This window comes from Halobacteriovorax vibrionivorans, assembly GCF_003346865.1.
Taxonomy (GTDB): domain Bacteria; phylum Bdellovibrionota; class Bacteriovoracia; order Bacteriovoracales; family Bacteriovoracaceae; genus Halobacteriovorax_A; species Halobacteriovorax_A vibrionivorans.
Window position 1 is genome coordinate 396849 of sequence record NZ_QDKL01000001.1, and the last position, 26023, is coordinate 422871.

Annotated in this window: 25 protein-coding genes and 1 tRNA gene; 17 read left to right on the forward strand and 9 right to left on the reverse strand. The window is 35.2% G+C overall.

The features are described from left to right. Position 1 precedes the first annotated feature (1 nt). The 5 genes from mutL (at position 2) to DAY19_RS02015 (ending at position 5062) form a co-directional block, all read left to right on the forward strand. A complete protein-coding gene (mutL, locus tag DAY19_RS01995; RefSeq protein ID WP_114705510.1) occupies positions 2-1672 on the forward strand; it encodes a DNA mismatch repair endonuclease MutL in 1671 nt (556 codons plus the stop codon). After that, positions 1669-2628: a tRNA (adenosine(37)-N6)-dimethylallyltransferase MiaA gene (miaA, locus tag DAY19_RS02000; RefSeq protein WP_114705511.1), complete on the forward strand. Its 960-nt coding sequence runs from the start codon at positions 1669-1671 to the stop codon at positions 2626-2628. The genes mutL and miaA overlap by 4 nt, the downstream gene beginning before the upstream one ends. Before the next feature lie 42 nt (positions 2629-2670). Then, complete coding sequence (locus DAY19_RS02005) at positions 2671-3513, forward strand: pyruvate, water dikinase regulatory protein (protein WP_233500239.1); 843 nt, start codon at positions 2671-2673, stop codon at positions 3511-3513. Positions 3514-3655: 142 nt separating this feature from the next. After that, entirely contained in the window at positions 3656-4204 is a 549-nt protein-coding gene (locus tag DAY19_RS02010; RefSeq protein ID WP_114705513.1) for a hypothetical protein, read from the forward strand. Positions 4205-4243: 39 nt separating this feature from the next. Then, a complete protein-coding gene (locus DAY19_RS02015) occupies positions 4244-5062 on the forward strand; it encodes a hypothetical protein (RefSeq protein ID WP_114705514.1) in 819 nt (272 codons plus the stop codon). 112 nt (positions 5063-5174) lie between these two features. Here the strand turns inward: DAY19_RS02015 and rpsU are convergent, their stop codons facing one another. Further along, a complete protein-coding gene (gene rpsU, locus DAY19_RS02020; protein WP_114705515.1) occupies positions 5175-5399 on the reverse strand; it encodes a 30S ribosomal protein S21 in 225 nt (74 codons plus the stop codon). A 163-nt stretch (positions 5400-5562) separates the two neighbouring features. On the opposite strand from rpsU, the gene DAY19_RS02025 reads away from it, so the two are divergent. After that, the gene (locus DAY19_RS02025) at positions 5563-6801 is read left to right on the forward strand and encodes a replication-associated recombination protein A (protein ID WP_114705516.1); all 1239 of its coding nucleotides are present in this window, start codon (positions 5563-5565) and stop codon (positions 6799-6801) included. Here the strand turns inward: DAY19_RS02025 and DAY19_RS02030 are convergent. Then, complete coding sequence (locus DAY19_RS02030; RefSeq protein WP_114705517.1) at positions 6798-7196, reverse strand: hypothetical protein; 399 nt, start codon at positions 7194-7196, stop codon at positions 6798-6800. The two genes, DAY19_RS02025 and DAY19_RS02030, sit on opposite strands and share 4 nt — an antisense overlap. A 247-nt stretch (positions 7197-7443) precedes the next feature. Between DAY19_RS02030 and DAY19_RS02035 the strand changes: the two genes are divergently transcribed. Beyond that, positions 7444-8271 carry an endonuclease I family protein gene (locus DAY19_RS02035; RefSeq protein WP_158536746.1) on the forward strand — a complete coding sequence of 276 codons (828 nt, stop codon included), beginning with the start codon at positions 7444-7446 and terminating at the stop codon, positions 8269-8271. Positions 8272-8326: 55 nt separating this feature from the next. Here the strand turns inward: DAY19_RS02035 and DAY19_RS15430 are convergent, their stop codons facing one another. Then, a complete protein-coding gene (locus DAY19_RS15430) occupies positions 8327-8458 on the reverse strand; it encodes a hypothetical protein (protein WP_255509250.1) in 132 nt (43 codons plus the stop codon). A 121-nt stretch (positions 8459-8579) separates the two neighbouring features. On the opposite strand from DAY19_RS15430, the gene DAY19_RS02040 reads away from it, so the two are divergent. Together DAY19_RS02040 and DAY19_RS02045 are read left to right on the forward strand one after the other, a co-directional pair. After that, the gene (locus DAY19_RS02040) at positions 8580-9302 is read left to right on the forward strand and encodes a class I SAM-dependent methyltransferase (protein ID WP_114705519.1); all 723 of its coding nucleotides are present in this window, start codon (positions 8580-8582) and stop codon (positions 9300-9302) included. A 92-nt stretch (positions 9303-9394) separates the two neighbouring features. Further along, entirely contained in the window at positions 9395-10003 is a 609-nt protein-coding gene (locus DAY19_RS02045; RefSeq protein ID WP_114705520.1) for a hypothetical protein, read from the forward strand. A gap of 13 nt (positions 10004-10016) precedes the next feature. Here DAY19_RS02045 and DAY19_RS02050 read toward each other — a convergent pair whose 3' ends face one another. From DAY19_RS02050 to lpdA, 4 genes are all read right to left on the reverse strand, one after another. Beyond that, a complete protein-coding gene (locus DAY19_RS02050) occupies positions 10017-10715 on the reverse strand; it encodes a hypothetical protein (protein WP_114705521.1) in 699 nt (232 codons plus the stop codon). Beyond that, positions 10705-12108, reverse strand: coding sequence for an AAA family ATPase (locus tag DAY19_RS02055; RefSeq protein ID WP_114705522.1), 1404 nt, complete (start codon positions 12106-12108; stop codon positions 10705-10707). Before DAY19_RS02055 ends, DAY19_RS02050 begins: the two co-directional genes overlap by 11 nt. 115 nt (positions 12109-12223) lie before the next feature. Continuing rightward, positions 12224-13876 carry a 2-oxoglutarate dehydrogenase, E2 component, dihydrolipoamide succinyltransferase gene (gene sucB / locus DAY19_RS02060; protein ID WP_114705523.1) on the reverse strand — a complete coding sequence of 551 codons (1653 nt, stop codon included), beginning with the start codon at positions 13874-13876 and terminating at the stop codon, positions 12224-12226. A 24-nt stretch (positions 13877-13900) separates the two neighbouring features. Next, positions 13901-15289 carry a dihydrolipoyl dehydrogenase gene (gene lpdA / locus DAY19_RS02065; RefSeq protein ID WP_114705524.1) on the reverse strand — a complete coding sequence of 463 codons (1389 nt, stop codon included), beginning with the start codon at positions 15287-15289 and terminating at the stop codon, positions 13901-13903. Positions 15290-15424: 135 nt separating this feature from the next. On the opposite strand from lpdA, the gene DAY19_RS02070 reads away from it, so the two are divergent. The 6 genes from DAY19_RS02070 (at position 15425) to DAY19_RS02095 (ending at position 19182) form a co-directional block, all read left to right on the forward strand. Beyond that, positions 15425-16315 (forward strand): exonuclease domain-containing protein, encoded by an 891-nt coding sequence (locus DAY19_RS02070; protein WP_158536747.1) that lies wholly within the window; start codon positions 15425-15427, stop codon positions 16313-16315. A gap of 15 nt (positions 16316-16330) precedes the next feature. After that, the gene (locus DAY19_RS02075) at positions 16331-16591 is read left to right on the forward strand and encodes a hypothetical protein (RefSeq protein ID WP_114705526.1); all 261 of its coding nucleotides are present in this window, start codon (positions 16331-16333) and stop codon (positions 16589-16591) included. Continuing rightward, entirely contained in the window at positions 16588-17517 is a 930-nt protein-coding gene (locus tag DAY19_RS02080) for a KamA family radical SAM protein (protein WP_114705527.1), read from the forward strand. The genes DAY19_RS02075 and DAY19_RS02080 overlap by 4 nt, the downstream gene beginning before the upstream one ends. A 62-nt stretch (positions 17518-17579) precedes the next feature. Continuing rightward, positions 17580-17655: transfer RNA gene (locus tag DAY19_RS02085), tRNA-Gly, on the forward strand. Between the two features lie 264 nt (positions 17656-17919). Beyond that, positions 17920-18420: a CBS domain-containing protein gene (locus DAY19_RS02090; protein WP_114705528.1), complete on the forward strand. Its 501-nt coding sequence runs from the start codon at positions 17920-17922 to the stop codon at positions 18418-18420. A 9-nt stretch (positions 18421-18429) separates the two neighbouring features. Continuing rightward, entirely contained in the window at positions 18430-19182 is a 753-nt protein-coding gene (locus DAY19_RS02095) for a phosphoribosyltransferase (RefSeq protein WP_114705529.1), read from the forward strand. 7 nt (positions 19183-19189) lie between these two features. On the opposite strand, the gene DAY19_RS02100 is transcribed toward DAY19_RS02095, so the two are convergent. Then, positions 19190-21043 carry a CheR family methyltransferase gene (locus tag DAY19_RS02100; protein ID WP_114705530.1) on the reverse strand — a complete coding sequence of 618 codons (1854 nt, stop codon included), beginning with the start codon at positions 21041-21043 and terminating at the stop codon, positions 19190-19192. A 186-nt stretch (positions 21044-21229) separates the two neighbouring features. Beyond that, positions 21230-21862 carry an NAD-dependent epimerase/dehydratase family protein gene (locus DAY19_RS02105; RefSeq protein ID WP_114705531.1) on the reverse strand — a complete coding sequence of 211 codons (633 nt, stop codon included), beginning with the start codon at positions 21860-21862 and terminating at the stop codon, positions 21230-21232. Positions 21863-21933: 71 nt separating this feature from the next. Between DAY19_RS02105 and DAY19_RS02110 the strand changes: the two genes are divergently transcribed. Together DAY19_RS02110 and DAY19_RS02115 are read left to right on the forward strand one after the other, a co-directional pair. Beyond that, positions 21934-23124, forward strand: coding sequence for an APC family permease (locus DAY19_RS02110; protein WP_114705532.1), 1191 nt, complete (start codon positions 21934-21936; stop codon positions 23122-23124). A gap of 66 nt (positions 23125-23190) precedes the next feature. Next, the gene (locus tag DAY19_RS02115) at positions 23191-26019 is read left to right on the forward strand and encodes a BamA/TamA family outer membrane protein (RefSeq protein WP_114705533.1); all 2829 of its coding nucleotides are present in this window, start codon (positions 23191-23193) and stop codon (positions 26017-26019) included. Positions 26020-26023 lie beyond the last annotated feature (4 nt).

A 26023-nucleotide genomic window follows, 5' to 3' on the forward strand; every position in this document is an offset into this window, starting at 1 on the left:
AATGGAAATAATAGAAAATACTAAAAATAGAATTAACCTTCTTCCTGAACACTTAATTGATCAAATCAAGGCCGGTGAGGTTGTCGAGCGCCCGGCCAATGTTCTAAAAGAATTACTAGAAAACTCAATCGATGCAAATTCGAGTAAGGTTCGAGTTACCATTTTAAATAATGGCCTTGATCTTATTGCTATTGAAGATAATGGTGATGGTATGTTCTTTGATGAACTACCCTACGCTTTTTGTCGTCACGCAACTTCTAAAATTAATAACTTTGAAGATATATATCGCCTAAATACCTTTGGCTTCCGTGGCGAGGCACTTGCTTCAATTTCATCTGTTGCAAGAATCTCATGTCACTCCGCTCCTCGCGCGAATCCTGAACAGGGAGCTAAATTTGTTATTCATGGCGCGCAAACTGTCGAGCATTCAAAATATGCAAGTCACAAATGTGGAACTTCTACATATGTAAAAGATTTATTCTTCAACACTCCTGTACGATTGAAGTTTGTAAAATCAGGTCAGAGTGAAAAGAATGCACTTAAACGTGTAATCAATTCATTTCTTATCAACTACCCTCACGTTGAATTTGCGATTACATGGGAAGATAATGACCCTGAAATATATAGAGCGCAAGATGATATAAAAACTCGAATAGGCGAAATATTTAAAAAGAAAAGTCGAAAACATCGCCCTGAGATATTTGATACTGATGGAGAATATCTTGGATCTCACTGTAAAATGTATATCTCTAAAGACTCGTCTAAAGGATATAGCGGGAAACAACAGTATCTCTTCGTCAATAATCGACTCTTCACAGACAAGAAGCTTCATCAAATTATCATTCGAAATATGGAAAAGATTTGGCAACCAGGTCAAACTGGTGACTATATCATGCAATTACATGTTCCAGAAAATGAGATCGATGTAAATGTACACCCAAATAAAACGATTATTAAATTCTTAAAAGCAAACGAGATTTTTTCTTTAACCAGCGCCACTGCAAAGAAGTTAATCTCAGAAAATGAAGATAAAGTAGAACTCAATACACTTGCTATTGATGAAGAAGAAACAAATTTAAACTCACTTTCAAATAGTTTATTTAATACAGGATTTTCTGGGCATATCGAATCAAACTCTAATCAATCGAGTTTAGATCTCTCTCGCTTTCAACAAGAAATCGATGGCCATGGTCAAAGCTCTTTATTTGACTCTGGTGTTCAGCACGAATTAACAATTTGTGCTCTTGGAGATAATTTATTTCTCTTAAGTCACATTGATCGCGGAGCATACTTTCTGGATGCACAGAATTTAATAGAGAAACTAATGGAAGTAGTGGATCTCGATAAGATGACTCCTCTTCTTATTTCTGAGCCAATTTCATATGATCAAAAAGAGATGGAAAACCTTCCGCAATACTTTAAATTCGGCTTTGAAGTTGACCGACTAGATGAACATACATGTGTTCTTCGCTCCGTCTCTCACCTCTTTGAGGACCTCCCTTATGCAAAGATGTGTGAAAATTTATTAAACGGTGAAGAGATTATAAAAGATGTCTTCATTCAAGGAAGTGATATTAGAAAGCTTTTATCCATCATTCCTTTCTACGATCTTGTGGAATTAAAACTCGCTAAAACCATTAGTGCAAAAAAACTGAAGAAGTTACTCAAATGACAAATAAATTAATTCTCATATTAGGTCCAACAGCTTCTGGAAAAACCGGATTAAGTATCGATCTCGCCAAGAAAATAGGTACTGAAAAATGCCATGTTATTAATTTTGACAGCGTCCTCTTCTACAATGAACTAAATATCGGTAGCGCCAAGCCAGACGAAAAAGAAATGGATGGTGTCACTCATCATCTGGTAAGCATCTCTCCTATCACACAGGAACTCAATGCTTCTGATTTTGTCGAACTTGCAAAGAATAAAATTAATGAACTCCATAAGAAAGGAATCGTTCCAATTTTAGTTGGAGGGAGTGCATTTTATCTACGAAGCCTTATTAGAGGAATGTATGACTCACCCACAACTGATGAGTCCATCCAAGAAGAAGCAAAGAAACTCTATGAAGAAAGTGGAATGGAGGCGATCGTTAACTACCTTTTAAAGAACGATCCTGAGTCTCTTGAAAACCTCCATGAGAATGACCACTATCGTAGAATTAGAGCTTATGAATATCATCGCATGACAGGTAAGAAGATTTCTGATCAAAAGAAAAGTGCTGATGAAGCAGGCGCATATGACTTCTCAAAGAATATTCATGGTTGGGATACCTTGAATATTTGTCTCGATCTTCCCAAGGAGGAGCATTGGGAAATTATCCTAAAACGTACCAAAGATATGCTTAACCAAGGCCTTATTGATGAAGTCTTTCAAATTATGAAAGACCCTGCCCATCACAAAGAACTAAAAGCATTAAAAACGATTGGATATAAAGAAACAATTCAATTTCTTGATGGTGAAATTAAGGATCATCTGGAATTATGCGAGAAAATTTATTTTGCAACGAGACGCTTAGCAAAGTCTCAAAAAACTTTCTTAAAGAAAGTTTCACCACTTAATCGATTTCATCCTATTAGTGAGCGAAATGATGCCATTAAACTTGCCTGTAACTTCATAAATGAATAAAGTAAGACAATAAAGAAATTAAAGAGGTCAATTTTGAAGAAGATGAAAATTATTATTATTTCTGATGGAACGGGATCAACTGCAAAGGCCATTAGCCGTGCGGCAATGACACAATTCCCAGAAAGTGAAGTCTTCTACACTGGTTTTAAAAATGTTCGAACAAAAGAACAAATCAAATCAATCTTTGATGAAGCAGCGATTCATCATGATCTCGTCATCTATACAATTGTCTCAGCTGAATTAAGAGAATATACAAAAGATATTTCAATGAAAAAGCATGTTAGATCCCTAGACCTTATGGGACCTGTCTTAACAACTTTTTCAAACTACTTTCACCAAGAGCCAAAAAGTGAACCAGGTCTACTTCATGCGGTGAACTCTGAATACTTTGATCGAGTTGCGGCCATGGAGTTTACTCTAAATCATGACGATGGAAGAAATGTTGAAACTCTTCATCTGGCAGATGTAATCTTAGTTGGTATTTCTCGTACTTCGAAAACACCACTTTCAGTGTACCTCTCTCAACATGGTATTAAAGTTGTTAATATCCCAATCATTAATGGACAAGAACTTCCTAAAGAACTTTATGAAATCGATCAAAGAAAAATCTTTGCTCTAACAATTGATCCTGAAGCTCTTTATTCAATTCGTAAAAATCGTTTAAATAAACTTGGGGCAACAGAGCACACTGGTGACTATGCCGATACAAATAAAGTTATCGAAGAGATCGAATGGGCCAATCAAATCTTTAATAAGAATAAACGCTGGCCGGTTTTTGATGTTACCGACCGCGCTCTCGAAGAGACGGCCACTGATATTATGAAGTTGTTACAAATGCGAAAAAATAACATATTTAAACAACTTATGAGTGAGTCAGACGAATAAGTCACTAGAATTACGAAACTCTCAATAAGAATTAATCTAGCTTTTCTTATTATTTTACTAAATTAAATAACCCTTTAAGCCGAAAAAGAGTATACACAGATATATAGGCTGTGAATGTTACGTATTTAACAAAGGGTTCATCGTGTCTTTAAAGCGTTTATTTTCTGGTAAGATCAAGGTCAAGGGAGCTGGGGCAGATGTTCTCTATAAATTTGAAACAAAAGAGCCCACTCTTGATGAGATAATGATGACAAATTTTAGGGACCTGCAATTTAGCGAAGAAGAAAAAAGGGTCCTAACCGCAAAAAATCGTCGTGACATCTACCGCTTTCAACATCTCAATCAAAAAGAAATCTCTAAATACGCAACTAACCTTTTAACACTCATTAAAAAATCAAAGAAAGATAGAGTTCAAGTAGAAACAGATCATGCAGGTACACTTATTTGTCTTGCACTAATCTACTCAGGAAAGATTCCATCACATATTGATGTCCATTTTAAGTTGAAATCTGCTCCGCTGAGTTTATTTCCAAAGCAATTAGCTAAGAATAGATTTCCAGGACATAATGTTTCAATTTCAATATGTAATTCAGAAAGTTGGTTAACAGACTTTCGTTCTCTACAGAAAGTTCCTGATCATATTGAACTTAGTCATATTTCACCACAAGAAGACCTCGATCTCGTTGGCTAAACATTGACAATTGGCGACATTCCTTCAATCATTTAATTAGTGAGAAAACTAATCTTTCTTCTATTTATTTGTGCCAGTACATTGGCCAATTATCCTTATCTAGACTTTGATACGTCTAGCTTAAAGTTAAACTCATATACCTATCGACGCTATATTAGGCCTCAACTTCGTTCCATGAAGAAAGACTTTTACTATGTCGTCAAAAGAATCACCTATACATCTCAAGACTTTATCAACTTAAGAGAAAATAGCCTTAATTTAAACCTTGCCTTTGATGAAGCCTATGAAAAATGTCGTAGGAATCAAAAGCTTTGTTATGAAGATCTTAAAGATGTTATGGGAAGAATCCAGGCAATTGAGCGAAATGTAAAAAGTCTTAGAGATGACTTTATAAAACTACCAAAAAAGCAATACGATAAAGTTGATGGCTACATAGCACTACTTTCTAATCTTGATCAAATTGACAGTTATAATTTACAGATACAGTCTTATGTTCAACTACTACATCTAACAGATAAGACTAACTTTGCTATCTATGCTCCACGTATTGATAAGTATCGAAGCTATGTAAAACAAATTTATAATCTTGCTAACGACTCATTTCTCTATATTTTACCTACGGAACTAAAACCATCTTTCGAGCAATTTATTGATAATTTCCTCTCTCCTGTTGAGGTTTATATGATTCCTCAAATGAATAAAGATTGGTTCTTTGATCGCTTAGGTGATTTAAATATGCAGTGGAATGTTTTTCACATGGATCTTGAAAAAGGTCAGACTGGTTTTCCAAAAGAATACGTTAGAAACGTAAAAATCATGCATCGTCGTTGGAATTCAATTTTAAAACTGATGTTCTAATCATGCATAGAGGTCGACTCCGGCTCCTGCCTCTCGTCGACATACCGTCCATCCTGGACATAAAAAAGGCTCCGTAAGGAGCCTCTCTTTATATAAGAAATTTAAATCTTAATTAGATTTTAGAACCTCTACCGTACTTCGTCTGAGTTTTCTTTCTTCTCTTCTCAGCAGCTTGTAGCTTCTCTTTATTTCTAATAGAAGGTTTCTTATACTCTTGTCTCTTTCTGTATTCTCTAATAACACCGAAAGCTTCGCAGTATCTCTTGAATTTCTTAAGAGCTCTTTCCGCACTTAATCTTTCATCGATCTCGATTTTGATTGAGTAATCTTTAGACATAACATTCACCTCCTTCTATTTTTTTTTCTCACTACCTTTAACGACAGCTTTAATGAGATTTCTTCGTGGCTTAACGCCGCAAATTTTGTCTAGCTTAAATTGGTATGTTAAATTACACGACGGCCCCACATTGTGTCAATGGCCAGTATAAAATAGGTAATTTATGCAACAAGGTTTATTTAACGCACCAGATTCTAAATCAACTCCTCTCGCTCATCAGGTAAGGCCTGAAAGCAGGCAAGACTACGAAGGGTTTGACGCACTTGCTAAGCGTTTTCCTTTCTTACGTGGCGAAAATATACCTTCATTAATAATATGGGGACCTCCAGGTAGTGGGAAAACGACTTTGGCGAAGGTTTTAGGCCATGAAATCAATGCTAATTTCTATGAATTCAGTGCCGTTCTCTCTGGTGTGGCAGACCTTAAGAAACTCATTCATAAGGCCCAAGAAGAGTCTCAGGACTACCAAAGAAAATCGATTATCTTTATCGATGAAATTCATCGTTTCAATAAGGCCCAGCAAGATGCTCTACTTCCACACGTTGAACAAGGAAGTTTCATCTTAATTGGTGCAACAACTGAAAATCCCCGACGCAGTGTAAATCGTGCACTCCTATCTCGAATGAAAATCATTGAGCTAAAATCTTTTTCCACAGAAAAGATCCGCTCTCTTATTACGAAAACAGTTGAAAAGCTAGAGCGTAAACTTTCAAAAGAACACCTTGATCTTATTTGCGATTACGCTAATGGCGATGCACGTATAGCTCTAGGAAGCTTAGAGGTTATCTATTCTCTTGATGAGGATGTGGATTTTGAAACAGTAAAAAATATCATCAAAGAAAATTCACGAAACTTTGATGCCGGTGGAGACCGTCACTATGATGTTATCTCGGCCTTTATAAAGAGTATGAGAGGAAGCGATCCTAACTCGGCCATTTTATGGCTTGCTGTTATGCTTGATGGTGGAGAAGATCCTGTCTTTATTGCAAGAAGACTCGTCATTTTTGCCAGTGAAGATGTCGGAAACGCCGATCTAAATGCACTAACAGTGGCAACAAATGCTCTTCATGTCGTTCAAAATATCGGTATGCCTGAAGCACGTATTACACTGGCCCAGGCAACAACTTATTTAGCAAGCACAGTAAAGAGCAATGCTGCCTACATGGCCATAAACGAGGCCCTCGCTTACGTAGAAGACTCTCAAACAATTGAAGTTCCAGAGCACTTAAAGAACTTTCCCGATAAATACCATAAAGTGAAATATCAATATCCACATAGCTTTGATGGATCATTTGTCAGACAACAATACTCTCCAGAAGGTACGCCTAAGTTTTATCACCCAAAAGAAATTGGTGTGGAAAATAATATTAAGAAGCGTTTATCTGAGCTGTGGGGAGATTAATCCCAACGCGAATAAATAATGAAAGCGTCAGTTTGTAGATCTTTTGTAATAAAGAAGAAACCAATATTTGATTCAATATAGCAGCTCATTGAATAGTCTTGACCAGGAACTAGCTCTAGGCATCGACTCTTTGCCCTTCCTGATGGCGTCTTTGAGAAGTTTATCGCATTCCTACTATTACAACCATAAAGCTCTAGAGTTGCGCGAATAAGAGCAATTGATTCCTCAAGAGGCTTATCTTCAAGATCAATATCAACTTCATCCATATTTACTTTGAAGGCACGACTATCCACATTTAGGTCATATGTTAATTTCTTAATACAATTTAAAGATGCTTTTGTGTAAGCAGTAGCATTAAAAGATATTAGTAAACACGCTAGTAAAATGTATTTCATAATAAGTTCGCCCTAATAAACTATATTCTTTGTTAGAGGGTCTTATACAAAAGAGCTCCTCAGAAATCTACATTTTTCGTATATATTTAAAAAAATGACATCTTAGCAATGCGTCTAAGCACTGTTATTAGGTAGATATAGATATTTTATTAGAGATGCTTAATTTTAGTATTAGCCATTTTAATAGTTTTGTCCTATAAATGCTCCACACACACAAAACATCATAGGGAAAACCGAGGGGTAAATGATGAAATTCACTATCGCAGTAGCAACACTACTTTTCGCACTTACGACTAACGCAACAGAATTAAACAACTACTATCCAAAAGAAACTGAACTTCACCTATCAATGAAATCAAATAATAGTGAAGCTCTAAAAGAGCATCTTTTTGATGTACTAAATTCAATGCACCAAGAAACAAATGGTCGTGACCTATTAGGATGTGACTCAAATAAAAGAGGAAAGTGCTATAGACAAAGAAGCCTTGGTTATAAAGGTGCTAGAAAAGTTCTTTTCGGAAAGCTACACCTACAAGAAGATAACAATGGATATTTCATTGAAGATGTTTACTGCCAAAAGAAACTTAGAAGACGTCAAACACGTTCAATGGGACCAGGACAAATCCCTAATTCAAATGTTTTAAACTGTGAGCACACTTGGCCACAATCAAAATTCTCAAGAAGATTTTCAAAAGGTCTTCAAAAATCAGACCTTCACCACCTATACCCAACAGATTCAAGAGCGAACTCAGTAAGAGGAAATTATGAATTTGATAATGTTGATGGTTTCCCTGTAGATTATGAGAACTGTACAGCTTCTCAAACTCAAGGAAATGGTGCTTTCGAGCCACCTGCAAAACACAAAGGAAATGTTGCAAGAGCACTTTTCTACTTCTCTGTAAGATACGATATCCAAATCTCAAGTCACCAAGAACAAGTACTTAGAGAGTGGGATAAGCAAGATCCAATCGATGCTGAAGAACTAAAAAGAAATGAAACAATCTTTAGAGTTCAAAACAACAGAAACCCATTCATCGATATTCCAAACCTTGCTGACAGAATCAGTGATTTCTAGAAATCAACACTTTTAGATATAAAATAAAAAAGCCTTCTGAATAGAAGGCTTTTTTTTATTTAAATATACTTATTACTTTTTGAACTTCTTGCTGACCTCTCTCATTGAGTCCTTCAAGAAAGACTGTTGCAACAGCTGCATTGGCCAATGTTACTAAAACACTAAGAAAGAATAGAAATTTGAGCATGGGGAGACTCCTTTTCCCGTTAATAATATATTTGTAACATTCGTATAAAATTTTCTCAAATTCTAAATTATTAAGATTGTGTGAAGATAGAATTTTAAAGAAAATAGGAGTATAAGAAAGTATGTTTCAATTTATACGCAATCTATTAAATCAAAAAGGTTTTAACGCCAAGGCCAAACGAGCATTCACAAATTACTATCGCTTTGCAAGAGAGTCTAAATCGTATCTCTCTTATTGCAATAAGATGCATGGTATTGAGTGCTTCATGCAAAATAACCTTTCAAAAAAGCAATTTGAGGCCCTCACTGCACACTTTAAGCCCAATATGAAAGTTCTAGATATCGGCTGTGGAACTGGTGATCTCACCGAGTACTTTGCTAAGAATTATAAGTTAAAGGCCAAAGGAATGGACCTTGTCGAAAGTAAATTCAAATATAAAGAGGCCAATTTTGAAACAACATGGCTTGGAGAGAATGAGTATGACCTAGTCATCTCATTAGATGGCTTCTACATGCTAAATGACCTATATCGAACTCTTAATAAAGTAATGGATAGTCTTAAGCCAAAGGGAAAGTTTGTTCTTACCTACACCTCTGAGAGACCTTTTGAAAAATCTCGTCTTGGTAAGGCATTAAAAAAACGAAAACACGATGTAAAAGACTTCACTCAAGATGATAAGGTCTTCAACAATAAGGCAAAAGATCTTCTCGAAGAAATGAAGTCTTCTTTTATTGAAGAAGGTAATTCTAGTCTATTTCATACTAAGTACAACGAAATCAAGAAGAATGTTGATTCACACCAAAATGGAAAGATGTATCGTAGTCTAGTAACAATTTATAAGTAGTTAGAAAGAAGAAATGTTGGCCAAGAGTCTTATTTGTCAGGCTTTTGTGAACTTGTTTTACTTTGATATCTTCAAACTTTATATTTTAAAATATGAAGACTATCGTACTCATCTCTTTCGCCCTCTTTCTAACATTTAAAACCTTTGCAAGTGAAATCAATAATATTGCGATCTCAAGCCACGTGAATGAGTTTTCAATCATTGATTCAAAATATGCAAGGGAGATCTTTCTAGGACTCCCTGTGAAGAACACCTATGCGGACCTCGTACATGGATTAGTCTTTCGCTATCATAAATACTTCTTTTGCGTTAGAGAGCCTTCACATAAATTTCACTGTCACCTCTACTTAAATGGCCTAGGACAAGGGAAATTATCCGCCTATGATACCGATACTGATTTTGGAAAAGGGGCAATTAGTGAGTTTTTAGGAACAAAGCGTGAAAATGGTAAAGCAAAAATCAGCTACGATAACAACCATCTAAGAATAAACTTTTCTGGAAAATTGGCAGAAAGGTTCTGGCTTAAACTCGATCTCATTAAAGATAGTTTTCATAATATAAATGGTAAAAAGTTTGAGCTAAGAAGTGGAAAGCATCTAAATTGCTATATGCATTCCGGTGAGAAGAAATCCGAATATAAATGCCAATTCAATGTTCCTATAAAAGAGAACTTAAAAGACATAAAAAAGGACCTCATCTGAGATTATAATGAGTTTATCTTATGAGATCTTTTAATTCTGTATAAAAATGTTTAAACGATTTACCTACTTTCTCCAACTCATCATAAGGGTATGACTCAGATAAAAGCTCTTCATTAAACAGATCTTTTCGAGACTCATTACCGATAGTAAGATTTGCACCGATTTTTGAAACTTTATTTTCTTCAAAGTCGCTTTTTTTTAATCTTGTAATAGAGTTAGTTAAGTCTTTAATTTTATAATATTCACCAATTTCATTCAACTTTTCGACATTAAAGTAAGCCCATGATTCTATATTCCAACAAGGCGTCATTAATATTATATTTCTGACATACTTATCAGCTTGCCTAGTATTAAAATCAAAGCTTGAAATTAATTTATCTTTTACATCCATCTTAAGTTTTGAAAACTTCTCCTCTAAACAGATTCTTTTTTCACTAGTATATTTAGAAAAATCAGTCCACGCTTCATCTCCATCACTAAAAATTATAACCTTTTCACCCATATATAATAATTCAGAAATAGCGTGTGATATTCTTTCTCTATAATCTGGAGACATCCATTTATTAGCAAAGTACTCATTATCCTGTGAGACATTAATAGAGGAAGTCGGATATAGTCTACCAATTAAGTTAAAGACAAAAGCTTCTATACCGTCTCTTGTCCCATCAAACTCATCTTCATTTATAATAGTAATAAGTTTTTCACCAGGCATGATATTTACTAAGTAAACTCGAAAGATTTTTATTAATCTTCAAACCTTTGCTAACTCGTGATAACTCTACTTCATTTAAGTTTCTTACTTGGAAGCTGTCATTTTCAGAGCTTTTGGTTTTACAAAGTATTAAAGAGTCGTGACTATCAAGTTCTTCAGAGCTTTTAATATAAATACTATTATCTATCACAAAAGGATTGTGCGATGTAATAAAGAGCTGTTTTTTAGATTTCATAATATACGATATCCATTCAGGATGGAGACCATTTTCAACTTCATCAATCAAATAAAAGGTTTTAGAAGTTAGTATTTGAGAAACACAAAATACAAAGAAACGTTTTTCTCCATCAGTCAATGACTGAGTAAGTGGTAGAATCTCTAAGTTCTTATTTTTCAAGAGGATGTGAATGGAAGCCGATAAATTATACTTTTTTCCTTCTTCTAAATTTATATTAAAATTAAAAAAAGTAAATAAAAGTTCAGAGAATCGACTATTTTTAAAAAAGTAGCTCATACTAGGAAGCTTCAAAAGTTCATCTTTTAAATGTCCTCCGATATCGTCTGGATTAACTTTAAAAAGTGGATCTTTTTTTAAGTTCTTAGATAAATAGTCAATTATTATATTTATAAATAAATTGTTAAAAATAGCAGATGGATTACTCCCATACTCTACACTATGCCCACTCCCATTAATTTCGAGCCTTATTTTTATATTAACAAAGTCTTGTATTGACTGTTGCGTATAATTAAAATTGCTTGGAAAAGTTGCGGGAATATCCTGTAGAGAAAATCGATAATTACTATAGTCTGTTAAAAGTTGAAAATGAATTACGTCTTGAAGTAGCATTAATATTGAATGATCGAGAAAGTTAGGCCTATTTTTATCATTTAAAACTTGCACTATACACGATCGATTACTCGGATCAAAAGATTGCTTATTTACTGACGACAAGTTGTTAATATTCAATTTCCTTGAATAATCAACATTACTACTTATAAAGTCTTTATGTTTGTATAACTCTAGCTTTTCAACATTATTACTTCTAAAAAAAGTAAAAAGGGTTTCGTTCTTATTCATGCAAGTAATTAGATAAGAAAAGGGAACTACACTTGCCTCATCATTAATCTGTAAAACCTCAGCACTCTTAAGATGATAAGTAACTTTTGTATCCGGCAAACCTGAATAAGTAACTTCATATTCTAAATCTATTGGCCCATTAAAATCAAAGTATTCAAACTTATTTTCTAAAAAAGGGAATAGTACCTTATTTAAAAAATGAGTCTTCCCAGCGCCATTTTTACCTATAACAACATTTATATTTTTGTCAAAATTGATCTCTGAAGCATCATATGATGTATATTTATGAATGTTAAGTTTACTTAAAAAATTCATTAAAATCCTTTTTTATAATATATCACGTGTATGCTCAAATACAAAACTCCACTATTCATAATAAAAAAGGACCTCATCTGAGGTCCTTTTTCTATATTAAAATGTTTTTATTCGCCTAGAATAACCCTTCCCAATCTGTTGTTTGAAGAGTGTTGATTACGTGTCTTAGGAATTTTGACCCTACTTCACCATCAATTAGTCTGTGATCGTATGTGTGAGTTGCATACATCATCTGACGAATAGCAATTGCATCATCTTCAGTAACAATTGGACGCTTCTTCATTGTACCAACACAGAAGATACCAAGTTGTGGTTGAAGGATAACTGGAGTTGCCATAAGGATTCCAAAAGAACCATTATTTGTGAAAGTATAAGTTCCACCTGACATATCATCTAGCGTAAGCTTCTTAGCTCTTGCCTTTTGTACTAGTTCATCTAGCTTTCTAGCAATTCCTCTAATATTTAAGTTATCAGCACCTTTAATAACAGGAACGACAAGTCCGTTACCTGGAACAGCTACAGCACAACCAAGGTTGATATCTTTCTTCATGTGGATTTCATCACCAACAATTGAAGAGTTAACCATTGGGAACTCTTTAAGAGCTTGTACTAGAGCATAAAGGATGAAGTGAGTGTAAGTAAGAGAGAAACCTTCTTCTTTCTTAAACTGATGCTTAAATCCTTCTCTGAACTTAAATAGTTTTGTCATATCAACTTCATCCATCGAGTTAACGTGTGGAGAAGTCATCTTAGAAGCGATCATATTCTTAGCAATCGCTTTTCTCATATTATCCATTGGGATTACTTCAACTCTACCACTTGTCGAAGATGGTACAGAAGAGGCTTGAGGAGCTGGAGCTGCTTTCGGAGCTGCTGGTGCTGACTTTGTAGCCGCTGGCGCAGGAGCTGCCTTAGGAGCTGAGCCTCTATTTTCTAAGAAGTTCATGAAGTCGGCCTTATTAACACGTCCGCCTGCTCCACTTCCTTCAATATGTGCTAATTCATTAAGATCAACACCATGTTTTTTAGCAAGGTTTCTAACTAAAGGAGTGTAGAAACGACGTCCACCTTTTGTCGTTGGACTTGGTTGAGATGAGCTTGCTGCCGGAGCTGATTCTTGAGCTTGGTTAGCAGCAGGTGCACTTGCTGCTGGAGCAGAACTTCCAGCGCTTCCCTGAGGCTTTGATGGATCTGTTTCAACAGATGCGATTTTTACACCAACATCAATTGTTTCACCTTCTTCAAAGAGAATTTCTTCAATACGCCCTTCAAATGGTGAAGGGATTTCAGACTCAACTTTATCAGTCGAGATCTCAAGAAGAATTTCATCAATTTCGATCATATCACCTACAGACTTATGCCATTTTGTGATTGTTCCATTTGTAATAGACTCACCCATTTGTGGCATAACAACATCTTCAAGAGTATCTGAAGATCCTGTTGCTGCAGGAGCTGCTTGTGCTGGCTCAGCTGCCGCTGGAGCAGGAGCTGCTGCTTCAGAAGAACCTGATGCTGAAACCTCTGCATTCATATCATCGTCAACTGCTGCGATTTTTACACCAACATCAATTGTTTCACCTTCTTCAAAAAGAATCTCAACGATCTTTCCAGAATATGGTGATGGAATTTCTGATTCAACTTTATCAGTTGAGATCTCAAGAAGAATCTCATCGATTTCAATTGTGTCACCAACTTGCTTGTGCCACTTTGTAATCGTTCCGTTTGTAATAGACTCACCCATTTGTGGCATTACGATATCGTTTTTCATAATCTTTATCCTTATATATTAAAATTAAAAATTGATCGATCTTCCCTTAGCATTAAGTACAGACTCAGCTAAGAACTCTCCAAGAGTTGGGTGTGGATGAATTGTTGCAAACATTTCTTCGTCAACACCTTCCATTTGTCTAAATAGAACATACTCATGAATTAATTCTGTCGCGTGAGTTCCTACAATGTGAGCACCAAGCATTTCACCATCTTCACCCATAAGAGTTTTTACAAACCCATCAGTTTCATTAGATGCCATGGCCTTACCATTTGCAGAGAATGGAACCTTACCAGCAGTGTATTTAATACCTTGCTCTTTAAGAGCTCTTTCAGTGTAACCAACAGATGCAACTTGTGGCTGACAATAAGTACAACCAGCAACATTCATCTTATCTAGTGGGTGTGGATGCTCACCTGCAATTTTTTCAGCAGCGATGATTCCCTCGTGAGAAGCAGCGTGTGCTAGTAAAGGAGGTCCCGCAACGTCACCAATAGCAAAGATATTAGGAATATTTGTTTGGTAGTTATTATCAACTACGACAAAACCTCTATCAGTTTTTACACCAACAGTTTCAAGTCCAATACCTTCGATATTTCCTGTCATACCAACAGCAATTAGTCCCATATCAAACTTGTGCTCAACAGTCTTTCCACCTTTAACTTCCGTGATTGTAATGTCATTTCCGTTATTTTTAGCAGATACTTTTTCAACACCAAGAGACATCTTGATTCCGTATTTCTTATAAGCTTTTTCAACAGCTTTTGAAGACTCTTCATCTTCGATTGGAAGAAGGTGTTTTTGTAATTCAAAGATATGAACGTCTACACCAAATGCATTCCAGAAGTAAGCAAACTCAACACCGATAGCACCAGCACCAATGATCCCAATTGACTTTGGAAGCTCTTCCATTTTAATCGCTTCCCAAGCACCAATAAGTCTCTTCCCATCATGCTCAAGTCCAGGGAATGAACGATAGTGAGCACCAGTTGCAAGGATGATATTTGTTCCTTCAATCGTCTCAGTATGTCCTCTTTTTGAAGTAACTTCGACTTGAGTATTAGTTCGAAGTTTACCGTAACCTTCGATAACTTCGATTTTATTTTTCTTCATTAGGTAAGCAACACCACCAGAAATCTTATTTGAGATCCCCTTAGCGCGTTTAACAGCTTGACCACCGTCTAGGCCCTTAAGCTCAACATCGATACCTAAATCTTTCATATCTGCTAGCTCGTGAACACTGTGAGCAGCTTTAAGAACCGCTTTCGTAGGAATACAGCCACGGTTAAGACAAACTCCGCCTAATTCTTTACTTTCAACGATAGCAGTCTTTTTTCCAAGTTGGGCAGCACGGATAGCGGCAACATATCCACCTGGCCCTGAACCAATAACAATAACATCAAATTTCTTCATAAAATATTTCCTCAAACTATTGACCGTAAGGCCCATAATCAGTATTAAAAGTTTAATTTTAAGGTTCTTCAACGTACTAAAATTAATTAAAATTGGCATGACACATTGCTACGACATGCCAATATTTACAAAACGTTGGAAACCCCTACTACTAGCTTCATTAAAGGAATTACTATCAATTTTACTCAGAGCGAAATTAAAAATATCAATAAGTATTTCCCAGATGGGCTAATAGCACTTGATTTAGAAACTTCTGGACTGTCTCCTTTAGTTGACGAAATTATCGAGATTGCGGCTATTAAAGTCGTTGGAAACAAAATAGAAACTTTTGAGTCCCTCGTAAAACCTAAAAACCCAATTCCTGAATTTACAACGAAAATCCATGGAATCACTGATGACATGGTTAAGGATTCACCTTCAATTGAAGAGGTGTTACCTAAATTTCTCGAATTTTCTGGAAATACGCCACTTGTTGCTCATAATGCAAAATTTGATATTGGCTTTATTGTCTTTGCCATGCACCAGCAAAAGATTGAGCTTCACAAGGCCAAGGTATTCTGTTCATGTAAATTATCTCGTAAGTATGTGAAAGGAAGTGAGAATCATAAGCTTTCATCACTTTGTAAGCACTTTGAAATTCCACTAGAAAATCATCACCGAGCACTAGATGATACAATTGCCTGCCTTCGTGTCTTTGCAAAGACCCTTGATGAAGTGAAATCAAACCGTCAGCTAAAAGAAGGCGAAATCTTAAATATCCGTGACTTCACAAGGGCGAATATGGCCGAAGCACCTGAGATTATTCAACAATTACAAAAGAAGATAGCAAATCAAGAAGTAATCGATATCAAATACAAAGGTGGAAGCTACAAGGGTAAGTTTAGACCAATAAAACCTGTTGCTCTTCTACCGATGCCAGCAGGTGATGTTCTCTATGCCCATTGTTTACTCACTGATATCTACAAATCTTTTGCTATTAAAAAGATTCAAGATCTTCGTGATCATGTTGATAAAGACTCAAAGTAATTATATAAAGACGTCATGCTAGCAGGAAAACCACTTTCATATAAACTCCAATTTGTTGTGATCTTCGTTATTCACATCGCACTTCTCTATTGGATCTATTGGCTTCTTCAAAACACAGGGGCCCTATCAACGATGAAAGTGATGGCCCATTTCACAGGTATTGCAATCTACGGTGCTCTACTAATTCGCGGATGTGCCGCTTGGGCAAAATGGCATCACCTCAATGACATAAAAAAACTTCAAGACAAACAAGATAAAGAAAATAATCAAAAATGAGAAAAGGACTTCGCTCTACAAATGAAGTCAATTCGCATTTTGGTCTTAATCTAGAACCATCTTCATATGAAGTATTCATTCCAAGTCACATGAATGAACTAATTCAAAAAGAAGGACTTGAGGGCATACACGCAAAACAATTTCTCCCATCTAATTTAGAAAACTCAGACGATGGACTAGAAGACCCAATTGGAGATCAACAAAAATACGTCGCCCCCCAGCTTATCCATCGTTACGATAACCGAGCGCTGTTTACACCAACGACTATTTGCCCGGTCATTTGCCGCTATTGTTTTCGCAAAAATGAATTAAGTAGCAAGCACGAAATTTTTAAGGCCGACTTTGAAAAAGTTATTTCCTATTTATCTGTTCATACAGAAATAAATGAAATTATCTTCTCAGGTGGAGACCCCTTTATGCTTTCAGCATCTAAGATAAAATTCTACCTTGAAGAATTTAGCAAATTATCACATATACAGTTCATTCGTTTTCACACTAGAACACCTATTTCTTTACCAAAATATATTTGTGACGAATTTATTGAAGTTATTCACAAATTCAATAACAGATTTAACGATATAAATGTAGTTATCCACATCAATCATATTCAAGAAATCACAACAGATGCTATGGACTGTATCAAAAAACTAGGGGCACGCTTTAGCCTTCTCTCACAGTCTGTCCTCTTAAAGGATGTTAATAATAATGTTAGAGACTTAAAGGATTTATTCCTTAAGCTTCATGCATTAAATATTCGTCCCTACTATCTTCACCATCCAGATCAGGCCAAGGGTGCCATGCACTTTTACCTATCAATTGAAGAAGGACGTGAAATATATCGTAAACTGCGTCGTGAAATTCCAGGTTGGCTTCTTCCGCAATATATTTTGGACTCACCTGACGGGTCGGGGAAGAAGAACTTATAATTTTTTAATTTTGAGTATTGACAAATTTTTTCCTCAGCAATATATTTCTTCCACTCAAATAAGCGCGTGTAACTCAGTTGGTAGAGTGTCACCTTGCCATGGTGGATGTCGCAAGTTCGAATCTTGTCACGCGCTCCATTCTCTAATCTAATTTAAGATACTACATACTAATCGAAGATACGCGGCGCTAACGCTTGCTAAACAACCGAATGCTTACGCATTCGGTATCACGCGCTCCTCTTAATTTCGAAATCGGTTACATTTGCGTTCTTCGAACGCTTGTTTCGCTTTTTGAACAAGTTTACAAGTTAATCGAAACTTTTCTTTGGAAAGAATTAAATTATATGCAAAAGAGAATGCAATTATAATTGGGACGTAATCTAGTTTTCAAAGGAGATAAACGTGTCAATTGAACATATTATCCAAAAAAATATTGTAACAATTAACTCTGATGCAACCATCCACGATGCTGCAAAACAGATGTATGAAAAACATGTCGGGGCCATCATAGTAGTCGGTCATAAAGAAGGAAAGAAGAAAACTCCAATGGGCATTTTAACTGACCGTGATATCGCCTTATCTTTTGGAAAGAAAGGAAAGATAGAACCCTACTCGAAAGTAAGTGAGATCATGACCCCAAATGTAGTGATGTGCTCTCCTAAAGACAGTATCGTCGATACAATAAAGAAAATGCGATCCAATGGCGTTAGACGAATCCCAGTTGTTAATGAAAGAGATCAACTTGTAGGAATTATTTCTGCTGATGATGTCATACAGAGATTGGGAAATGAACTTCACGATCTATCTGAGATTATCAATCTAGAAATAGAAAAAGAAGCCTATATTTCAAGTCCCGTAGAAAAGGATCGCCAACTCAATCCACAGATAAAAATTGTCATCTAGGAAAGAACTATGTTCAAAAATCGCAAAGAAGCAGGCCAACTTTTAGGTGAAGAATTTAAAGAGAAGCTACTTGAATTTAAGAATGTAGCAATCATTGCACTTCCAAGAGGAGGTGTTCCCATCGCATTTGAAATTGCGAAAATGCATAAGCTACCCTTAGATATTTTCTGTGTTAAGAAGGTAGGAGCGCCAAATAATGAAGAATTAGCACTTGGAGCAGTTACGGAAGAAGGTATTGGCTACCTTAATCAGAGGATAATTAACCATTTAAATATTGATGACTTACAACTTCATCGTCTAACAAAGCAGAAAAAAGAAGAAGTAAAAAAGCAAGCTCAAGAATTTCGAAATAGCAGGCCACCGATTGACCTATCAGGGAGAAGTATCTTTATCGTTGATGATGGAATAGCAACAGGTGCAACAATGAAGGCGGCCATAAAGTTTTTAAAGAAAGACCATAATATAAAAAATATTTTTGCAGTTGCACCAGTTAGTTCACGTCAGTCATATAATGAAATTATAGATTTAGTTGATGATATTTTAGTCCTAGAGACACCACATAATTTTCTTTCAGTTGGTGAGTTCTATCTTGAATTTCCACAAGTTTCCAACAAAGAAGTTTGTGAGTATCTAGAGACATCAAATGAGCTAAGAAGACAGAAAGAAAAAAAAGAAAGTATACGTAGATTTGAAAATGAAGGTGGTGCTATTTATGAATCACAAGACTTTACGATTAATAAAAAGCACTACCATTCAAAATAAGAATTAATTATTCATCATCTGCTAAATATTCAGTTCCAAGGTGAGCAAAACTCGTCCAAGGGAAAATATCTGAGACAACTTCTTTTATACTGTCGTTGATATCACCTGTATCTTCGATAAGAATTTGTGTCTCATTTAAATCAAAGAACGCATTCTCTACTGACTTTGAAACGATTCCAAATACAGAGAGACTTTTCTTAAAGCTCTTTGTCTTAGAATTGATATCTTCAAAGTGTTCTTTAAAGTCACATATATAAACACTATTATTTTCAAGTTCAGTGCTTCCATCATAGACTTGAATATTAGGAACTGATTTAAATTCTTCGCTAATCATTTCTAAGAAATTACCGTTTCCTTCAAAGAAAAGAAATACTGGAGGTTGATTACCACGAAGTTCATCAAGTGAAGCAATGATCTTTTTCTTATCACTGAAAGATCCAACAAAGAAGCGGGCCTTAGTTTCAGGATTCTTAATATCAAAGCTCTTTTGGAATGAACGATCTACTTTTGTTACAACTGGAGCTGCATTTAAGAAAGACATCTTAATCTTATTTTTAATTTCTTCTGCTCTTTCTTTTAAATTATTAAGTGCTGGTTTCTCAACAAAGTCACATGCACCGTTATTAAGAGTTTCTTGAGCATAACGAGTATCCTCACGTGAAGCACTAGAAACCACAACAACATTTGGGTGGCCAGAGCGATAGTTCTTCTTCAAATATTCAACACCATCCATCTCAGGCATATGAATATCAAGAGTCATGGCATCGACCTTATTATTCTTTAAGAACTCTTGTGCTTCTAGACCATTCATTGCTGTTCCAACAAGTTCAAAGTCATCATCTTTTTCAAATATTTTTGAAAGTAGCTTAACAACTGAAGAACTGTCATCAACAACAAGCATTCTAATAGGCTTAGGAATGATTGGTGTTTTTGCAATTGGTGAAGTTCTAGGTACCGTCTTATCTTTAACGATAGATAGTGGTCTAGGTTTTTCAACAACTTTCTCTTCAGGATCAAGACAATAAACACTTGGCGCCATTGTTTGAAACTCTAATTTTGTATGTTTTAAAGATTCACTAATACCAGTTATAAATAGAGCATTCTTGTGTAAAAACTTTGAGAAATTATTTACAATCTTTTCAATGGAAGTTTGGTCAAAGTAGATAAATACATTTCGACAAAATACGATATCGAATTTCTTTCCACCAATAAACTTTTCTGGTGCAAGAAGATTCATCACACCAAAGCTACAATTTTCTTTAATATGAGAATTAACTTTTGCAAACTTAGAGATCTCTCCAGACCCTCTCATCCAATTCCCTGTTAAGTAGACAGTAGGAATCGATTTAATTTCACGGTAACGATAAACACCATTTTGAGCAATCTTAACACTCTCTGGATCAATATCTGTTCCAACGATTTCATATTTCATACCGGGATAATTCTTTAAGTGATGATTAAAGAACATGGCCAGTGAATAAACCTCTTGTCCACGACTACATGCTGCTGATAGAACACGTATCGTGCTATCTCCCCTCTTTTTCGCATTGGCTACAATGGAATCAAGATTTGTAAGGAGATATTCAAAATGAGTAAATTCTCTAAAAAAATATGTATGGTGAGTCGTAAGCATTGAGATAAGTTGCGAAGACTCTTTATTATAGTTCTTAGTTAAATATTCATAATAAGATTCTGGAGTATGAGTACCTAAGGTCATCATGCGCTTTTTTAAACGACTCATAACCATAGATTGTTGCGCTGGCCCTAGTATATTCCCACTTTCTTTTGAAACAATTTCAGATACATAATTTGCTAAACTGATGATATCCCAATCATTTCCCTTCTTAAACGCTTCACTCACAGATGCACTCCAAATAAAAAACTAACTCGACATTAAGTTCCTTAACTTTTCGACATCTTTATAAAAAACTTTACTGTAATTACGACAACTTATGCATATTTTTTTGACTCTAAATAAATAGAAATGAATTCTTCAAGTAAGGCTTTGAAATCTTGTATGCAGCCAATAAAAAATATCTCGAGTTTTTTACACTAACTTATCTGATGAAATAATTTTTACGCCTAATTGGTCACTTAAAGCGGATTCTAGCATTGTCTGAGCAATCCTCTTGGCCGGATTTAGACGTAACCTCTTAGGCAGTAGTGGACCTAAAATTTTTAAAAAGCTCTTGGCAATCTCTTCTGCAAAACGAAATTCATCCCTTTGGCCACCAATAAGCCCCGGTCTGACAATTGTTAAGGCATCAAAATTTAAAGACTGAAGTCCTTCTTCCACTAGCCCTTTAATTTTATTATAAAAAACAAACGAATCGCTATTGGCCCCCATTGCTGAATTTAATACGTAAGACTTAGCGGCGCATTCTTTTGCAAGCTTTCCAAAAGTCAGGGGATACTCGAGATCAACTCTTCTAAATGCAGCTTTCGATCCAGCTTTTTTAATTGTAGTCCCCAAGGCGCAGATAACAACATCACATTTCCAAGAGCATACTTCTTCTTTTGTAATTTCATCAAAGTTAATTATCGGTGCAAAAAGCTTTGGATGTGCATCTATATTTTTACGTACAGGTGCAATAACTTTTTCTACACGATCATCACTTAAGGCCATCGACAAGATATGACTTCCAACAAGTCCTGTAGCACCTAGAATTAAAACTTTCATATGACCTCGTATCAAATATTAACTAAATATATAATTTCAATTTATCCTATATTTTTCTACAATCAAGCCAAATGGTAAAACTTAAGCGATCTTTAAATACCTTTCAGGTAACAATGTATGGAATTGGTACAATTCTTGGTGCTGGTATTTATGCCTTAATTGGAAAGATTTCAGCAACAGCAGGAATGATGGCACCACTGTCGTTTATAGTTTCGGCAATTTTAGCAAGTATGACTGCTTACTCTTATACTCAATTAGTTAAATTATTTCCCAAAAGTGCAGGAGAGGCCGAGTATATCTTTCAAGGATTTCATAGCGTGTTGCTTTCAAATATTGTTGGCTGGCTTGTTGCCTTTACTGGTGTCGTCAGTGCATCAACACTAATAAAAGGGTTTGTCGGCTATTTTCAAACATTTATTCATTGGACAGATTTTTCAGTCGTTTTTCTAATTATTATCTTAGTTACTGCACTGGCCATAAAAGGAATAAAAGAATCCATTAACATCGTTATCTTCTTCACTATAATTGAGATTGTTGGCCTTATTTTAATATGTGGGAGTGCATGGCAAGACCTCTCGGCCAATGAATTCATGCTTCCTGCATTATTACAGAACTTTTCGTGGTCCCAATTTCCAATGATTATATCAGGCGCATTCTTGGCCTTTTATGCATATATCGGATTTGAAGATATGGTAAACCTTGCAGAAGAAACAAATCTTCCTGGCCCAACTATAAGTCGCTCTATTTATATAGCAGTTCTTGTATCGACGATCTTATATGTTTTTGTAGCCTTAGTTGCAATTGCAAGTATTCCCTTAGAAGAGCTCAATCAAAGTAAAGCGCCCCTTAAAGATATGTACGTCCATCACGGAGGCAATGCCCTTGTCATCAGTGCCATTGGTATCTTTGCAATCTTTAACGGAATCATTGCTCAAGTGATAATGGCCTCTCGAATTCTTTATGGCCTTAGACACCCATTAAAATGGATGAATTTTTTATCAGTAATTAATAAAAAAACACAGACACCAATTAATGCAACTATTGTCGTTGCAATAATTATTTCACTCTTAGTAAGTCTCTTTCCTATAAAGACACTTGCTGCATCCACTAGCTTCATCATTCTAATCGTTTTTACCTTCATCAATCTTTCACTTGTTTCCTATCGTATTAAAAACCGTGAAATCCAATTTAGGTACTTAACCATTCCTATTATTGCCAGTATATCAAATATCGTCTTTCTAGCTTTTACTGCTCTCTACTAATTTACATTCAACAACCATTATTATTTAATAAATAGATATTTCATATACCAATACGAGGCATCAGCAATGAAACTTAAAGTTTTACTTATTCTTCTTTTCTTATCGTTAAATACAAATGCGCAATATTCATTCACAGAGTCACAAAGTACTCCAATGAATTGGAAATCTATTGAAAATGATTTTGCCCAAGTTATTTATCCAGAAAACTATAAGGATCGAGCAATCTACATGGCCAATCTAATAGAGCATTATTCAAAATATGTTGGACTTTCTTATGGTGTAAAAAAGCCTGAACAAGTGGCCTTGATATATCGACCAGAGATGGCCAATCCAAATGGGTTTGTTACTCTTGCTCCACGACGTACTGAATGGTTTGACTCGGCACAATTTTCAAGTCGTCTTAGTTCTTTAGAATGGCACGAAATGCTTTCAATTCATGAATATCGTCACGTTATTCAACAAGATATTTTCAATAAGAAAACAGTGAAGTTTTTTGATATTCTTATGGGAGATACTGGACAACAGGTTCTTTCATTTCTTGCAAAGAAGCCTTGGTATATGGAAGGCGATGCCGTCTATACAGAGACTAAGTATACACCAGCAGGTCGAGGACGCTCTCCTCGCTTTATGGCAAGACTTAAAGCGCTTCTTCTTAAAGGCGAGACTCCAACTTATGATCAATTTGTCGGTGGTTCCTACAATGATCAACTTGTTAACTGGTATATCTATGGATATGTACTGGTTTCTTATGGGTATAAGAAATATGGTGATCAATTCTGGAATGTTGTAATGAATAATGTTACAGCAAGGCCTTATCCAAATGGAATAGTGGGAGCTATAGAAAATTCCTCAGGAGTGGATTTTTATGATTTCTACTATGCTGCCTTTGATGATCTAAGAAAAGAATGGATTGGAGATAAATTTAATAATCTTCCTATTTCTGAATACAATGTAAAAACAAATCAATATAAGAATGGAGCTAACCTTTTCTACGTTGAGTACGACTTAGATAACCATTACCGTCTTATAAAAGAATCAAAAGATGAAAAGGAAGTTCTAACAGATATTGCTTATAGTGAAGACTTCACAAGACTTAGCTACAGTAAAGATTATGCAATTCAATCACAATTCTTACCTCATTGGAGATATGGTTTTAAAAGTTACTCTGACCTATCACTTATAAGCCTTAAAGATGGAGATATAAAGTATATAACATCAGGTGAAAGATTATATAATCCACATTTCAACAAAGATGGCTCGAAAATTACAGCTATAAACTTTGATAAAAATGGAAAATGGATTATCCAAGAATTAAATTTAGAAGGTGCGAAACTTAGGTCTATCACAAATTCAAAATATGATTTCTTAGAAGCAATAAATCTCAATAATAATGAAGTTATCGCCATTGCGACAAGAGATGGAAAAGGTAAGACAATTGTTAAAGCAAACTATTCAAATAATCGAGTTCTAGAATTAGTTCCACCTACATATAACAATCTCTATGCGTTAAATTATGATGGTAACAACTCTGTTCTTTTTGAAGCTCAATATAAAGGAAAAATTGAAGTTTTCAAATTAAACACAACGTCAAAATCGCTTGAGAAATGTACTGACTCAAATATTGCTTCATACTCGCCAACCTTTTCAAATAGTAATTTTTATTTTACTGAACAAACAATTAACGGAAAGAGAATAAAAAGCAGCTCTCTTAATTCATGTCGAAGTCTTGGAATCAATTCTCTAGTTAATCGCAGTCAGTATTTTGCAAAGAATGACCCAAGTGACAGCTATAACAACTTTGAACTAATTGACATTAAAGATAGAAAAGAGATTCAAACAAAGAACTCAAATAATTATACAGAAGAAGATTATAGCGGGTTTGATTGGAGGTCTGCGACACCTCATTCTTGGAGCTTCTTTGTTGGTAATGGTTACGGCCTTAGCCTCTATGCAGATAATTATCTTAGAGACTTTAGCTGGAATGTAAATTTAGGTTATGAAGCTTCAGAAAACTCTCCCTATTCATCAGCTATAGTCTATTATAAAAGGTACTGGCCAATTCTAAGTGCAACCGTTGATCTTAGAGAGAGAATGGTAAGTCAACTTGCAAGTGATTCTGATGACTATGGATGGGATGAAGTTGCTTATGGTATAAAAGTCGAATTACCATTCGTACAAAAACATAATCTTTATAATTTAAATTTGAGTTTAAGCTATCAAGCTGAACAAGTCATGACTGATGAATATATCCAATACGACACTAAAGTTTCTGGTGAAGCGGATTTTATCAGACAATCAACAACACTATCATTAAGTCTATATAAGGACTTTACCACTCGTTCAATTATTTCACCTTGGAGCTTTTCACTTCTTGGAATATACCAAGATGCTTCAACAAATGATGAAACAGGACTAGAAGATGACTATCGCTGGTTTGGATCGTTTTCAATAACAACACCAGGGCTTTTTACAAATAATGGAATTAAGATATCGGTAGTTGGTGAAGAATATGGTGATGGTGACAACTATCGCTTCCAACCATCTTCAAATGAATTTATGGGTTATGCATACTCTCGCGGATATGATTATTTTGCGTCTAAGAAGTATTTAAAATCGAGTGCAAATTATCTCTTTCCACTCTTCTATCCTGATTATAATATTGCGGCGCTAATTTATTTCAAGAGAATTTATATGAATCTCTATTATGATATCACTAAGGCCAAGTTATCAGATACAAGAAAGAGTATACAATTAAGTAGTTATGGAGCTGAGCTCGTCTTTAATACAAATATCTTAAGGGCATTACCTGTGGACTTTGGGGTGAGATATATTCATAAGTATGAAACACAAGAAAATGAATACGAAGGTTACTTAGGAACAAGTTTAGCTTTCTAATAAA